The sequence below is a fragment of the Streptomyces sp. NPDC004658 genome, from assembly GCF_040609555.1.
GTDB lineage: Bacteria > Actinomycetota > Actinomycetes > Streptomycetales > Streptomycetaceae > Streptomyces.
Genome location: NZ_JBEXKG010000175.1, coordinates 1 through 14,547 on the forward strand (window position 1 = coordinate 1; position 14,547 = coordinate 14,547).

Below are 14,547 nucleotides of genomic sequence, written 5' to 3' on the forward strand. Positions count from 1 at the left end.
GCCGACCGTGCCGCCCAGCCACTGCACGGTCTGGAGCAGTCCGGAGGCGGCGCCCGCGTCTTTCGGGGTGACGGCGGAGCTGCTGGACGCCCACCGAGCCGCCGAGGACGCGGCCGGCGGCTTCGACGAGATCGCCGCCATGCTCCGCGACCTGCTGCGTGAACACACCCCCGAGGAGGAGCAGGAGGAGCCGGAGCCGTACCCGGGCACCCTGGAGGAGGCCCGGCACTCCGCCGCCGAGGCCCGCCGTTCGCTGCGGGGCTGCGCCGCCGACCTGTCCGCCGCCGAGGCGGCCGTGCGCGAGGCGAGCGACGTCCTCGTCCGGCACGCCAACTCCACGCGCTACGAGCAGGTCCGCACCCCCGCCCGGCAGCAGATCCGCGAACTGCCCGCCTCCGCGCTGCCCGAGCACGCCCAGAAGTGGGCGGACGCCTTCGCACCCCGGCTGCGCGTCCTGACCGACGAGCTGGCCCAGCTGGAGCGCAACCGCGACTCGATCGTGGACCGGCTGCGCGGGCTGGTGGAATCGGCGCTCGCCACCCTGCGCTCCGCCCAGCGGCTCTCCCGGCTCCCCGAGGGGCTCGGCGAGTGGTCCGGGCAGGAGTTCCTGCGCATCCGCTTCGAGGAGCCCGACCACGCCACGCTCACCGAACGCCTCGGCGAGGTCATCGACGAGGCCACGCGCGCGGCCGTCAAGAAGAACTCCGACCTGCGACGGGACGGCATGTCCCTGCTGCTGCGGGGCGTCGCGGCGGCCCTCCAGCCGAAGGGCGTGGCCGTCGAGATCCTCAAGCCCGACGCCGTGCTGCGCGCCGAGCGGGTCCCCGTCGGCCAGATGGGCGACGTCTTCTCCGGCGGGCAGCTGCTCACGGCGGCCATCGCCCTGTACTGCACGATGGCCGCCCTGCGCTCGAACGACCGGGGCCGGGACAAGCACCGGCACGCGGGCACGCTGTTCCTGGACAACCCGATCGGCCGGGCCAACGCCACCTACCTGCTCGAACTCCAGCGAGCGGTGTCCGACGCGCTGGGCGTCCAGCTGCTCTACACCACCGGCCTGTTCGACACCACCGCCCTCGCCGAGTTCCCGCTGGTCATCCGCCTGCGCAACGACGCCGACCTCCGGGCGGGCCTGAAGTACATCAGCGTGGAGGAACACCTCCGGCCCGGGCTGCCGCAGCAGCCCCAGGCCGGGGAGGCGGTGCACAGCGAGATCACGGCGACGAGGATGTACAAGAAGCCGGCGTGAGACTTCAGACCCCCTCGTTCAGGAGGCCTGTTCCTTCAGCAGGTCCGCGCACTTCTCGCCGATCATCATCGTCGTGATGCACGGGTTGACGGCGATCAGGTCGGGCATCACCGAGCCGTCGGCGACCCGCAGCCCCTCGACCCCCTTGACCCGCAACCGCGCGTCGAGCGGGGCCGAGGGGTCGTCGTCGGCGCCCATCTTCACGGTGCACGACGGGTGGTAGACGGTGTTGTGCGTCTTGCGGATGTAGTCCAGCAACTCGTCGTCCGTGCGGACGTCCGGCCCCGGCGCCAGCTCGGCGCCCGCCCAGCCGCTCAGCGCCGGCTGCGCGGCGATGCGGCGGGCCAGCCTCAGCCCGTACGTCATCACCCGCACGTCGTGCTCGTGCGTGAAGTACCGAGGATCCACCTTCGGCTTGTCCCGGTAGTCCCGCGTCCGTAGCCGCACCGTGCCCCGTGACTTCGCCTTCGTCACGTTGGGGGTGAGGCAGAACGCGTTCTCCGAGGTCGGGTAGCCCCAGCGCGCGGTGTTCATGTCGAACGGCACGGACCCGTAGTGGAACATCAGGTCGGGCCGGTCCAGGCCGGGCTCGGTGTCGTAGAAGACGCCCGCCTCCCACCACTGGCTGGACGTGGTGGTCATCGGCTGCTTCGCCTCCCACATGATCACCCCCTCGGGGTGGTCCTGGAGGTTCTCGCCGACGCCCGGGGAGTCCACCACGACCTCGACGCCGACCTCGCGCAGATGCCCGGCCGGGCCGATGCCGGACAGCATCAGCAGCTTGGGGGAGTCGATCGAGCCGCAGGAGACGATCACCTCGCGCCGGGCCCGGACCGTGCGGGTGTGCACCAGATCGGGGTCGAGGTACTCGGCGCCCACGCACCGCCGCCCCTCCAGCACCAGCTTCTTGGCCCGCACCCCGGTCCGGACGTCCAGATTCGGACGTTTGCCGAGGACGGGGTGGAGATACGCGACGGACGAGGACTGGCGGATGTTGTTCTCGTCGGAGTTGATCTGGAACCAGTTCGCCCCGCGCACCACCGTCTTGCCCGTGTTGAACGGGACCGTCGGTATACCGGCCTGCGCACACGCCTCCAGGAGGGCGGCGCCGCACGGGTCCCCGCCCTTGAGCGTCCGCAGCTTCACGGGCCCGGTGCGGCCGTGGTGGTCGCCGGGCGCGTCGTTGTTCTCCAGCCGCCGGTACAGCGGGAACAGGTCGGCCGCGCTCCAGCCGGTACAGCCCTGGGCCGCCCAGTCGTCCAGGTCCTCCGCGGGCGCCCAGAACGCGATACAGGAGTTGTGCGACGAACAGCCGCCCAGCACCTTCGCGCGCGCGTGCCGCATGAAACTGTTGCCACTGGCCTGCGGCTCGACCGGGTAGTCCCAGTCGTACCCGGACTCCAGCAGCCCCATCCAGCGCTCCAGCCTGAGGACGTCGTCGTCACCGACGTCGCTGGGGCCCGCCTCCAGCACGCACACCGTCACCGAGGGGTCCTCGGAGAGCCGGGCGGCGACGACGTTGCCCGCGGTGCCGCCACCGACCACGACGTAGTCGAACTCAGCGATGCTCATGTGACCTCCTGGTCAGCCGGATTCGGGCGGGATCACTCGGCCGCGGGGCGGCGAGGGGAGGGGGCGGGGTGGCCGCCGCCGCGTCCAGGCGGTGCTCGGCGAGGACACCGGTGCGGTGCCGCTGGACGAACCAGTAGTAGGCGAAGCCGCCGCCCGCGATGACCGCGACGAACAGGACCGCGCCCCAGCGCAGGTACCAGTGGTACGGCGCGGACGCGTTGTAGACGGCGGCGCGCGGCCAGATCAGGTTGACCGTCATCGCCACGCCCCAGACCACCGCGACGATGTTGACGAGCAGCCCCCAGCGGCCCAGTGAGAACCTGCCCTCGCCGGCGGGGCGCCACGTGCCGCGCAGCCGGGCCACCAGCATCGGCCCGGTGACGCCCAGATAGGCGAGGTAGATCATGATGATGCCGATGCTGGTGACGACCGTGAAGATCTGCGGCTGGCGGATGTTGACCACGAGGATGGCCAGCGCCAGCACACCGATGATCACAGCCGGCAGGACCGGGGTCTGGAAGCGGGGGCTGACCCGGGCCATCAGCGAGGACGCGGGCAGGTTGTTGTCGCGGGCCATCGCGAACGCCAGCCGGATCGCCGCCGTGTGGACGGCCAGGGCGCACACCGTGACCGCGATCAGCACGCACCACAGCATCGCCTTGCCCGCCGTCGGACCGAGCACGTCGAGCACGATGTACTGCAGGCCGTCGGTGGACAGCTTGTCGCCCTTCAGGCTGGAGACGCTCATCAGCGCCAGCAGCAGCACCAGGCCGCCCAGGACGAACGAGGCGACGATCGCGCGGATGATCGCGCGCGGGGCGTTCCGGGACGGGTCCAGGCACTCCTCGCCGAGGGAGGAGGCGGTGTCGAAGCCGTACATGACGTACGCCGACGCCAGCGAGGCCACCAGGAAGGCACCGAGGTAACCCGTTGAGTAACCCGATCCCGTGTGGTTCGTCTGCATGACGACTTGAGGACCACGGGTGATGTGGACGGCGAAGAGGATGATCAATACAACCGTCGCGATCAACTCGATGAAGACGCCGGCCGTGTTGATGGTGGCCATCAGCTTGACGCCGAACGCGTTGACCAGCGTCGTGAACAGGATCAGCACGGCCGCGAGCACGACCGCGTTGGTCGCCACGTCGTACTTGCCGGTGCCGTCCCCGACGAACTGGAACACGGACGAGATCTGCGGCAGCGTCAGCTGATAGGCCAGCGCGACCGCCGAGATGGACACGATGGACGCGATCAACATCATCCACCCGGCGAGCCAGCCGAGATGCGGATTGCCGATCTTCTTGGACCAGTTGTAGACCGAGCCGGCCACCGGATAGCGGGCGGCCAGCTCGGCGAAGCACAGGGCCACCATGAACTGGCCGGCGAACACCATCGGCCACGACCACCAGTAGGCGGGGCCGCCGCTGCCGTAGCCGAAGTAGAACAGCTGGAAGGTGCCGGTCAGGATGGAGATGTAGCTGATGCCGGCGGCGAAGGTGTGGAAGTGGCCGAGAGTGCGCCTGAGTTCGGGTTTGTAGCCGAACTCGGCGAGCTCGGCGTCGTCGTGGTGGTGCGGGCCTGGCGATTGCTCGGTGGTCGTCATGAGCGGACTCCTCGTGGGCCTGGGGGAGGGGAGGCAGCGGCCCGTGCGGGTGCCGGATCCAGTGGGCTACGGGCGGGTCAGTCGAACCAGCCCTGCGGTGCCGGCGCGGTGTTGCGCCAGATGTGTTTCGTCTCGCGGTACTCGGCGAGCCCCGCCGGTCCGAGTTCGCGGCCGAACCCGGACTGCTTGTAACCACCCCACTCGGCCTGCGGCACGTACGGGTGGTAGTCGTTGATCCAGACCGTGCCGAGCCGCAGCCGCCCCGCGACCCGCGCGGCCCTGGCCTCGTCCCCGGTCCACACGGCGCCCGCGAGGCCGTAGACCGTGTCGTCGGCGAGCCGCACGGCCTCCTCCTCGGTGGTGAACCGTTCGACGGTCAGCACCGGCCCGAAGGACTCCTCCCGGACGACGGACATGGCGCTCGTGCACTCGTCCAGGACGGTCGGCAGGTAGTAGAACCCCTCGTCGTAGCCGGGGCCGGCGGGCCGGGCGCCGCCGCAGCGCAGCACCGCGCCCTCCGCCACCCCCCGCGCCACGTAGGCCTCCACCTTGGCCCGGTGCGCCGCCGAGATCAGCGGCCCGGTCCGCGCCCGCTCGTCGAACGGCCCGCCGAGCCGGATCAGCCGCGCCCGCCGCACGACCTCGTCCACGAACCGGTCGTGCAGCGCGTCCTCGACCAGCAGCCGGGCCCCGGCCGAACACACCTGTCCGGAGTGCAGGAAGACGGCGGTGAGCGCCATGTCGACCGCGGCCTCGAAGTCGGCGTCCGCGAAGACGATGTTGGGGTTCTTGCCGCCGAGTTCCAGCGCGACCTTCTTCACCGTGCCGGCCGCCGCCGCCATCAGCCGGCGGCCGGTCTGCAGACCGCCGGTGAAGGAGACCAGGTCGACGTCCGGATGGTCGCCCAGCGGGGCGCCCGCCTCCGGACCGGCGCCCAGCACCAGATTGGCCACGCCCGGCGGCAGCCCCGCCTCCGCCAGCAGCCTCACCAGGTGGATCGCGGTGTGCGGGGTCAGCTCGCTCGGCTTCAGGACGAAGGTGTTGCCGGCCGCGAGCGCGGGGGCGACCTTCCACGCGGTCTGCAGCAGCGGGTAGTTCCACGGCGTGATCAGTGCGCAGACGCCGACCGGCTCGTACACCACGCGGCTGTCGACGTCCGCCCGCCCGGTGTCGATCACCCGGCCGGTCTCGCTCGCGACCAGCCGTCCGAAGTAGCGGAAGCAGCCGACGACGTCGTCCACGTCGTACGCGCTCTCCACCAGCCGCTTGCCGGTGTCCAGGGACTCGGCGCGGGCCAGGGCGTCCTTGTCGCGGGCGAGGAGCCCGGCGACGCGCAGGAGCAGGTCACCGCGTTCGGCGGCCGGCGTGCGCGGCCAGGGGCCGGTGTCGAAGGCGCGCCGCGCCGCCGCGACGGCCTCCACGGTGTCCTTGCCGCCGGCCTCGTCCACGACGCCCACCAGGGAGCCGTCGGCGGGACAGCGGATCTCCCGGGTGCGCTCGTCCAGGGCGCCCCGCCACGTTCCGTCGATGAACAGATCAGGCACGGGAGCCCCCCAGCCGGTCCAGCAGCCACTCGTGGAAGATGCCGATGTGGTGCTCGTTCGGGACCAGCACCCCGCCGCGGCGGTAGGCGCGCGAGGACATCGCCGGCTGGGTGCGCTCGCAGGCCTCGAAGTCCTGGACGTTGACGCGGTGGAACAGCTCCACGGACTTCGACACGTCCGCGCCCGACGCCACCACCTCCGGCGCGTACAGCCAGTCGCACTCCACCACCGTGCGGTCCTCGGCCAGCGGGAACATGCGGTGCAGGATCACGTGGTCGGGGACGAGGTTGACGAACACGGTCGGCTTGACCGTGATGGCGTAGTAGCGGCGGTCCTGGTCGGCGGTCACCTCGGGGAGCTTGGCGAAGCCCGCGCTGCCGTCCACCGTGAAGCCCTTGATCTGCTCGCCGAACTCGGCGCCGTGGCCGACGTAGTACTGGGCCGCGTAGCCGTCGGCGAACTCCGGGAGGACTTCGGTGAGCTCGGGGTGGATCGTCGCGCAGTGGTAGCACTCCATGAAGTTCTCGACGATCAGCTTCCAGTTGGCCCGCACGTCATAGGTGACGCGTTTGCCGAGGGCGAGCCTCTCGGTGCCGTAGTGCTCGATGGCGGCGGCGTCGCCGAGCCGCTCCACGGCCGCGTGCATCACCGTGTCCTCGAAGGACGGCGGTTCGTCGGCGAGGCACACCCAGGCGTAGCCCAGCCACTCCCGCAGAGCCACCTTGATCAACCCGTACGCGACACGATCGACGTCGGGCATCTTGATCAAGTTGGGTGCGGCGATCAACTTGCCGTCAAGGTCGTACGTCCACGCGTGGTACGGGCATTGCAGGCTGCGCCGCACCTCACCGGACTCCTCGGTGCACAGCCGCGCCCCGCGGTGCCGGCACACATTGAGGAAGGCGCGCAGCTCACCGGTGCGGGTCCGGGTGATGAGGACGTTCTCGCGGCCCACCTGCACCGTGCGGAAGGCGCCCGGCTTGTCCAGGTCGGCGCCGCGCACCGCGCAGAACCACAGGGACTCGAAGATCTTCTCCTGCTCCTGCCGGAAGACCTCCGGGTCGGTGTAGTAGTGGCCCGGAAGCGTCGCGATGAGGCTCGGGGAGACCGGGCTCGGGGAGATCGGGGTCGTCGTCACGGGCGGGCTCCTCAGGCGGGCGCGGCGGCGGTGGGGGTCCCCTCGTGCGGACCGGTTCGGGCGAGGGGGCGGGCGGGGTCGAACAGGCCGATGGGATGCGCGGTGGCACCGGTCAGCGCGAGATCGGCCAGGATCTCGCCGACGACCGGCACGAACTTGAACCCGTGTCCGGAGAAGCCGCAGGCCACGGTGACCGACTCCGGGTGCGCGGGGTGCCGGGCCAGCACGAAGTGCTCGTCCGGGGTGTTGGAGTACATGCAGGTGGCGGCCTTCAGGAAGGTGCCGGGCAGGTCGGGGATGCAGCGGGCCATGTGGTCCGCCATGGCCCGGATCTCGTCCTCGTGCACGGTCCGGTCGATGGTCTCCGGAGTCGTCACCCGCCCCTTCCGGAAGAAGGCGACCTTGGCGCCGAGGTCCGGGCCGTCGATCGCCGGGAATCCGTAGACCTGGACGCCGGCCGCGTCCTCCCAGATGTAGACCGGGTGGTTCTCGGGCCGGAACGGCTCGGTGCCGCCCTTCGGCTGGAACCAGTACATGACCTGCCGCTCGATGGTGAACGGCACCCCGAGGTCGGTGAGCAGCCGCGGCGCCCACGCACCGGGGCAGATCACCAGCTGCCCGGCCGTGTAGGTGTTCTCGGCCGTGTGCACGCGCACCCCGTCGCGGTACGGCTCCCAGCGCAGCACCGGTTCCTCGAAGTGCAGGTCGGCGCCCTGCCGGGTGGCCAGCTGGAGATGCGCGGCGACCATGTTCTCGGGGCGCACCAGGCCCGCCTTCGCCTCGAACAGGGCGACTTCGTCGTCGTACGGGTGGAGCGTCGGAAAGCGGCGGCGGATCTCCTTCGCGTCCAGCATCTCGTGCGGCAGGTCCCACTCGGTCGCCGAGCGCAGCGCTCCGGAGACCGTCCGGGACTCCGGTGGGCCGACCATCACGCCGCCCGACAGGATCGCGATGTCCCGGCCGGTGGCCCGTTCCAGTTCCTCGTACAGCTCGTAGGCGCGCAGCAGCAGCGGCACGTACGCCGGGTCCTCGAAGTACGACTGCCGGGTGACGCGCGAACCGCCGTGACTGGAGCCGCGGTTGTGGACCGGGCCGAACTTCTCCAGACCGAGGACGCGGGCGCCGCGCGCGGACAGGTGGTGGGCGGCGGCGCTGCCCATGCCGCCGAGTCCGATGACGATGACGTCGTAAGACGGTGACACGGTCGCCTCCTAGCGGCGGATGCGGGTCATCTTCGGGTCGAACAGCGGCTCGTCGGCGACGGTCGCCGGGACCTTCTCGCCGAAGTACTCGATGTGCACGCCGGTGCCGGTGGAGAGGCCGGCCGGCAGCCAGGCGTAGGCGACACAGCGGCCCAGCGTGTAGCCGTACGACGCGCTGGTCACGTAACCGGCCGGTGCGCCCTCGACATGGACCGGCTCCTTGCCGAGGACCACGGCGGCCGGGTCGTCCAGCAGGAGCGGGGTGAGCCGGCGGGAGGGTTCTCCGGCCCGCAGGAGCGCCGCCTTGCCGACGAAGTCCTCCTTGTCCATGCGGACGGCGAAGCCGAGGCCCGCCTCGAAGGGGGTGTGCTCGTCGGTCATGTCGGTGCCCCAGGCCCGGTAACCCTTCTCCAGACGCAGCGAGTTGAAGGCGGAGCGGCCCGCGGCGACCACGCCCAGGTCCTGTCCGGCCTCCCACAGCGTGTCCCAGAGCCTGAGGCCCAGGTCTGCGGTGGTGTACAGCTCCCAGCCCAGTTCGCCGACGTAGCTCAGGCGCATCGCCGTCACCGGGACGTGTCCGAGGTACGTCTGCTTGGCCCGGAAGTAGCCGAAGCCTTCATGGGAGAAGTCGTCGCTGGTCAGGGGCTGGACGAGGGCGCGGGCGAGGGGTCCCCAGACGCCGATGCAGCAGGTGCCGGAGGTGATGTCGCGGATCTGGACGTCGTCGGGGGCGTGGCGCAGGAGCCAGTCGAGGTCGGCGGGGGAGTTGGCGCCGACCTGGAAGCGGTCGGCGGCGAGGCGGGCGACCGTGAGATCGGAGCGGATGCCCCCGGTCTCGTCCAGGAGCAGCGTGTACGTGACCGCGCCGGGCTTCTTGCGCAGGTTGTTGCTGGTCATGCGGTCGAGGAAGGCGAGGGCGCCGGGGCCGGTCACCTCCAGGCGGCGCAGCGGGGTCATGTCGTACAGGGCGACCTTCTCACGCGTGGCCTTCGCCTCGGCGGCGGCGACGGGGGACCAGTAGCGGGCCGACCAGGCGTCGCGCTCGGGCAGGCCGCCGAGAGCGTCCACGAGCGGGGTGTTCGCCTCGTACCAGTGCGGGCGCTCCCAGCCGGCGCCCTCCAGGAAGAACGCGCCGAGCTGCTGCTGGCGGGCGTGGAAGGGGCTGACGCGCAGCGGACGAGGCCGCTCCATCGGCTGGAGGGGGTGGAGGACGTCGTACACCTCCACGAACTGCTGTGAACCGCGCTCACGGACGTACGACGGGGAACGCTGCGCTTCCTCGAACCGCGTGAGGTCGCACTCGTGCACGTCGACGGACGGCCGCCCGTCCACCATCCACTCGGCCACCGCCTTGGCGACACCCGCGGAATGGGTCACCCAGACCGCCTCGGCCAGCCAGAAGCCCCGCAGCCGCCGGGCCTCCCCGAGCACCGGCATGCCGTCCGGTGTGAAGGAGAAGACCCCGTTGAACCCGCTCTCGATCCGCGACTCCCGCAGCGCGGGCAGCAGCCGCCGGCAGTCCTCCCAGCTCGGCGCCCAGTCCTCGGTGGTGAACGGGTACGAGGACGGCATCTCCATGTCCCGGCCGCGCGCCTCGTCGTACGCCGGGACCGCGAACGGATCCACCGGCATCGGGCGGTGCGCGTACGAACCGATCCCGATGCGGTCGGCGTGCTCGCGGAAGTACAGGTCGCGGTCCTGGAAGCGGAGGATGGGCCGCGTCGCCTCGGCCGTGGCGCCGCGCAGCTCGGGCAGCGGCCCGGTCTTCGCGTACTGGTGCGCGAGCGGCTGGAGCGGTACGTCGATACCGGCCATGCGGCCGATCACCGGGCCCCAGAATCCCGCCGCCGAGACGACGTGGTCGGCCGGGAAGACGCCCCGGTCCGTGACGACCGCGGTGACCCGTCCGTCCCGCTGCTCGATCCCCGTGACCGTGTGCCGGTCCAGGAAACGCGCCCCGCGCGCGGTGGCGCGGTCCATCTGGGCGCGGGCCGCGAGGAGGGCCCGGGCCAGGCCGTCGTCCGGGGTGTGGAATCCGCCGAGGACCACCGACTCGTCCAGCAGCGGCCAGAGTTCCTTGCACCGGGCCGTGCTGACGACCTCGCCCCGGACGCCCCAGGAGGCGGCGTATCCGGCCCGCCGGTGCAGATCGGCCAGCCGCCCGGGGGTGGTGGCCAGTTCCAGGCCGCCGACCTGGTGGAAGCAGGAGACGCCGTCGACTTCGAGGGCGCGGAACTTCTCGACGGTGTACCGGGCGAACTCCGTGAGGGTCTTGGACGGACTGGTCTGGAAGACGAGCCCGGGTGCGTGCGAGGTGGAGCCGCCCGGGGCGGGCAGGGGGCCCTGTTCGAGGACGGTGACGTCCGTCCAGCCACGGGCGGTCAGCTCGTCGGCGAGGGAGCAGCCGACGATGCCGGCGCCGATGACGACGACACGGGGTCCCGGGGGCGGGTTTTCGGGGGTGCTGGACATGCCCCTCCTTGTGGTGGCGGGGATGGCGGGTGCGGGTCTTGTGGATTCGGCCGAGCGTGGGCGCGGAGGCTCGTGGCCTGGGGGCGGGGAGGCGGGGGCGGGGAGGCGGGGGCGGGGGAGGCCCGGCTGTGAGTGCCTTGGGGTGCCGTCGGGCGTGTGTTCAGGCGGTGGGGACGTTCGGCCGTTCGGCGGCGATCGTCGTGTCCTTGCCGTGGCCGGTGTGGACGACGGTGTCACCGGGGAGGGTCAGCAGCCGCGCGCGGATGGACGCCTCGATCGCCGGGCGGTCGGAGTAGGAGCGGCCGGTGGCGCCGGGTCCGCCGTGGAAGAGGGTGTCGCCGGTGAAGAGGGCGTTCAGGGAGGGGGCGTGGAGCGAGCAGCTGCCCCAGGTGTGGCCCGGCGTGTGGATCACGTGCAGTTCTGTGCCGGCCACCGTGAGGATCCGGCCGTCGGCCAGCTCGCCGTCCGGCTTGCGGCCGGGGTGGGTGAGCGACCACAGCTCGGTGTCGTTGGGGTGCAGGAGTACGGGCGCGCCGGTCAGGACGGAGAGCTTCGGCGCCGCGTCGACGTGGTCGTCGTGGGCGTGGGTGCAGACGATGGCGGTGACCCGGCGGCCGGCGGTGGCGCGGTGGATCGCCTCGGCGTCGTGCGCGGCGTCCACCACGAGTACCTCCTCGTCGTCGCCGACCAGCCAGACGTTGTTGTCGACGTCGAACGTCTCACCGTCCAGGCTGAAGGTCCCCGAGGTGACGACCCGCTCGACGCGTACGGCCCCGCGCACGCTCACAGGACCACCACCGAGCGCAGCACCTCACCGCGGTGCATCTTGCCGAACGCCTCCTCCACCTGGTCCAGGGCGATCGTCTCGGACACGAACGCGTTGAGGTCGAGCAGGCCGTAGAGGTACTGGTCGATCAGGAACGGGAAGTCCCGGCTCGGCAGGCAGTCGCCGTACCAGGAGGACTTGATGGCGCCGCCGCGCGAGAAGACGTCGATCAGCGGCAGTTCCACCCTCATCTCGGGGGCCGGCACGCCGACCTGCACCAGCAGGCCCGCGTGATCGCGCATGTAGAAGGCCTGGAGGAAGGTCTCGGGGCGGCCGACCGCGTCGATCGCGATGTCCACGCCGTGCCCGTCGGTCAGCTCCCGGACCGCCTCGACCGGGTCGGTCCCCCGGGAGTTGACGGTGTGCGTGGCGCCGAACTTCTCGGCCTGGTCCAGCTTCTTGTCGTCGATGTCGACGGCGATCACCTTCATGGCGCCGTTCAGGCAGGCGCCCGCGATGGCCGCGTCGCCGACGCCGCCGCAGCCGATGACGGCGACCGAGTCGCCCCGGCCCACGTTGCCGGTGTTGACCGCCGCGCCGTACCCGGCCATCACCCCGCAGCCGATCAGACCGGCCGCCTCGGGCCGCGCGGCCGGGTCGATCTTGACCGCCTGGCCCGCCGCGACCAGCGTCTTCTCGGCGAAGGCGCCGATGCCGAGCGCGTTGCTGAGCGGGGTGCCGTCCAGGAGCGTCATGGGCTGTGCGGCGTTGCGGGAGTCGAAGCAGTACCAGGGCCGGCCCCGGCGGCAGGAACGGCAACTGCCGCACGGCGCCCGCCAGGCCAGTACGACGTAGTCGCCGGGCTTCAGATCGGTGACGCCGGATCCGACGGCCTCGACGGTGCCGGCCGCCTCGTGGCCCAGCAGGAACGGGAAGTCGTCGGTGATCGCGCCCTCGCGGTAGTGGAGATCCGTGTGGCAGACCCCGCAGGCCTGCACATCGACGAGCACCTCACCGGGTCCCGGGTCCGGGACGACGATCGTCCGCACCTCCACGGGGGCGCCCTTCTTCACAGCGACTACGGCACGGACCTCGTGTGGCACGACAAGCTCCTCTGCTGTTGCGCATTGCACGATGGGTTGCGCGATGGGGAACATATTGAGAACGGCGTCACGGGGCCGTCAAGGGGTGCGCGTTAACCCTTGGCAAAAGGAACCTGTGGGGCGAAACCTGTCGGACACACGACGGCGCGGGACCGGGAGGCTTCCGGTCCCGCGCCGCGGTTCGGGTGACGGACGCGCCGAGTGCGTGGGGGTTCAGAGGAGTCAGGGGCGGGTGGGGGCAGCGGAGTTGAGGGTGTGTCGGCGGTGGTGACGGTGGGTCGGCGGCGGTGAAGGAGCCGCTAGCTGTGAAGCCAGTCAGTGGCTGTGAAAGCAGTCAGTGGCTCTGAAGGCAGCCGGCGGCGGTGCAGGCTCGGAGCCCTGGCGCTGAAGCCGCTTCAGAAGCCGTACCCCATCCGCCGCGACAGCTCGGCACCCGCGGCGACCGTCCGCTTGGCCACCTCCGGCAGCCGGTCCGCGTTGAGCCGGTAGACCGGGCCCGACACGCTGATCGCCGCGATCACCTTGCCGTCGTGGGCGCGCACCGGCGCCGCGACGGCCGCGAGCCCCAGCTCCAGCTCCTCGATCGTGACGCCGTAGCCCTGCCCGACCACGGCCTCCAGTTCGGCGCGCAGCATCGCCGCGCCGGTGATCGTACGGTCAGTGAACCGCGGCAACGGGCGTGCCAGCAGGCCCTCGCGCAGGGTCGGCGGCATGTGCGCGAGGAGCACCTTGCCGCTGGAGGTGGCGTGCAGCGGGGTGCGTCTGCCCAGCCAGTTCTGCGCGGTCACGGACGCCGTGCCGCGTGCCTGCATGATGTTGACCGCCGCGTCGTCGTCGAGCACGGCGATGTTGACCGTCTCACCCAGCTCGTCGGCGACCTCGCGGCAGACCGGGACGCCCTCCTGGGAGATGTCGAGGCGCACGGCCGCCGCCCCGGCCAGCCGCAGCACGCCGGCCCCCAGGTAGTACTTGCCGCGGTCCTTGGCCTGGGCCACCAGGCCGCGGTTCTCCAGGACGCCGAGCAGCCGGAACGCCGTGGACTTGTGCACGTCCAGCTCCTCGGCGATCTCGGTGACGCCCGCCTCGCCGTGCCGCGCGAGGATCTCCAGCACGCTCACGGCGCGGTCCACCGACTGCACCGCGCTGGCCGCGCCGCGGCCGCTCTGCCTCTCCGGGGTCCCTGGGTTCTCCGTGGTCTCCTCGCTGAGGTCGGACTGCTTCTGCGTGCGGGTCATGGCTCAACTCTCACCACCTGTGGGCCCGGTTCGGGCCGCATCTGCGGGAAGCCCTTGACGCGACGGTCGTCCCGCCCGGATTCTGTTGCGCATAGCGCTGGATCGTGCGCCATGCGAAACATCATGTTACCGAAGCGTCCGGATCCCGGAAGGGTGCCGGACCACCCGGCATCCCGGAAGGGCGCCGGACCACCCGGACCGCTGACGTTCCGTCACCTACTCGTCGCTTCACCGGGCCGGACCGACACGGGTCCGGGCTCCCGGCAGCATCCCTGACGCCTGCATCGAGCAGGTCCCGGACCGAGTGTCCCGGACCGAGAGGGGGGCCCGTGATTCCCGTCTGCCGCCTCGAAGACCTCCCCGAGGGTGAGTCCGTCCGCGTCGCGAGCACGCCGCCGATCGCCGTGTTCCGCACCGAGGACGGCGAGTTGTACGCCATCGACGACACCTGCACCCACCAGGACGCCTCCCTCTCCGAGGGGTGGCTGGAAGGCTGCCTGGTCGAATGCCCGCTGCACGCGGCGTCCTTCGACCTGCGCACCGGCGAACCGACCTGTCTGCCGGCCCGCCTTCATGGTCACGCAGCTGAACCGGGCCAGTCTCAGCACCACGGCCAGCAGCACCACGATCGCGCCCACCGCGGCCACCCGCTGGTGCGCGTCG

General features: G+C 71.4%; 9 protein-coding genes and 2 pseudogenes. 2 read left to right on the plus strand and 9 right to left on the minus strand.

Features of this window, described 5'->3' with window-relative positions; translation table 11 throughout:
• Positions 1-1,249: pseudogene (locus ABZV94_RS35170) on the plus strand (hypothetical protein); the annotation flags it as partial.
• A gap of 18 nt (positions 1,250-1,267) precedes the next feature.
• On the opposite strand, the gene ABZV94_RS35175 reads toward ABZV94_RS35170, so the two are convergent.
• The 9 genes from ABZV94_RS35175 to ABZV94_RS35215 form a co-directional block, all read right to left on the minus strand.
• The gene (locus ABZV94_RS35175) at positions 1,268-2,821 is read right to left on the minus strand and encodes a GMC family oxidoreductase N-terminal domain-containing protein (RefSeq protein WP_356347866.1); all 1,554 of its coding nucleotides are present in this window, start codon (positions 2,819-2,821) and stop codon (positions 1,268-1,270) included.
• Positions 2,808-4,424, minus strand: coding sequence for an amino acid permease (locus tag ABZV94_RS35180; RefSeq protein WP_356347868.1), 1,617 nt, complete (start codon positions 4,422-4,424; stop codon positions 2,808-2,810). Before ABZV94_RS35180 ends, ABZV94_RS35175 begins: the two co-directional genes overlap by 14 nt.
• 77 nt (positions 4,425-4,501) lie before the next feature.
• Positions 4,502-5,968, minus strand: coding sequence for an aldehyde dehydrogenase family protein (locus tag ABZV94_RS35185; RefSeq protein WP_356347870.1), 1,467 nt, complete (start codon positions 5,966-5,968; stop codon positions 4,502-4,504).
• On the minus strand, positions 5,961-7,106 hold the full coding sequence (locus ABZV94_RS35190) for an aromatic ring-hydroxylating dioxygenase subunit alpha (RefSeq protein WP_356347872.1): 1,146 nt from the start codon (positions 7,104-7,106) through the stop codon (positions 5,961-5,963). The genes ABZV94_RS35185 and ABZV94_RS35190 overlap by 8 nt, the downstream gene beginning before the upstream one ends.
• Positions 7,107-7,117: 11 nt before the next feature.
• Entirely contained in the window at positions 7,118-8,308 is a 1,191-nt protein-coding gene (gene solA, locus ABZV94_RS35195; RefSeq protein WP_356347874.1) for an N-methyl-L-tryptophan oxidase, read from the minus strand.
• A 9-nt stretch (positions 8,309-8,317) separates the two neighbouring features.
• Positions 8,318-10,780 carry an FAD-dependent oxidoreductase gene (locus tag ABZV94_RS35200; RefSeq protein ID WP_356347877.1) on the minus strand — a complete coding sequence of 821 codons (2,463 nt, stop codon included), beginning with the start codon at positions 10,778-10,780 and terminating at the stop codon, positions 8,318-8,320.
• 160 nt (positions 10,781-10,940) lie between these two features.
• Positions 10,941-11,567, minus strand: coding sequence for an MBL fold metallo-hydrolase (locus ABZV94_RS35205; RefSeq protein WP_356347879.1), 627 nt, complete (start codon positions 11,565-11,567; stop codon positions 10,941-10,943).
• Positions 11,564-12,649 (minus strand): S-(hydroxymethyl)mycothiol dehydrogenase, encoded by a 1,086-nt coding sequence (locus ABZV94_RS35210; protein ID WP_356347880.1) that lies wholly within the window; start codon positions 12,647-12,649, stop codon positions 11,564-11,566. Before ABZV94_RS35210 ends, ABZV94_RS35205 begins: the two co-directional genes overlap by 4 nt.
• Before the next feature lie 395 nt (positions 12,650-13,044).
• Complete coding sequence (locus ABZV94_RS35215; protein WP_356347882.1) at positions 13,045-13,884, minus strand: IclR family transcriptional regulator; 840 nt, start codon at positions 13,882-13,884, stop codon at positions 13,045-13,047.
• A 329-nt stretch (positions 13,885-14,213) separates the two neighbouring features.
• On the opposite strand from ABZV94_RS35215, the pseudogene ABZV94_RS35220 reads away from it, so the two are divergent.
• Positions 14,214-14,450: pseudogene (locus ABZV94_RS35220) on the plus strand (bifunctional 3-phenylpropionate/cinnamic acid dioxygenase ferredoxin subunit); the annotation flags it as partial.
• Positions 14,451-14,547 lie beyond the last annotated feature (97 nt).

Bases quoted from the DNA above. Each gene is read 5' to 3' on its own strand.
- ABZV94_RS35175 (WP_356347866.1), bottom strand. From the start codon at position 2,821: ATGAGCATCGCTGAGTTCGACTACGTCGTGGTCGGTGGCGGCACCGCG.
- ABZV94_RS35180 (WP_356347868.1), bottom strand. From the start codon at position 4,424: ATGACGACCACCGAGCAATCGCCAGGCCCGCACCACCACGACGACGCC.
- ABZV94_RS35200 (WP_356347877.1), bottom strand. From the start codon at position 10,780: ATGTCCAGCACCCCCGAAAACCCGCCCCCGGGACCCCGTGTCGTCGTC.
- ABZV94_RS35215 (WP_356347882.1), bottom strand. From the start codon at position 13,884: ATGACCCGCACGCAGAAGCAGTCCGACCTCAGCGAGGAGACCACGGAG.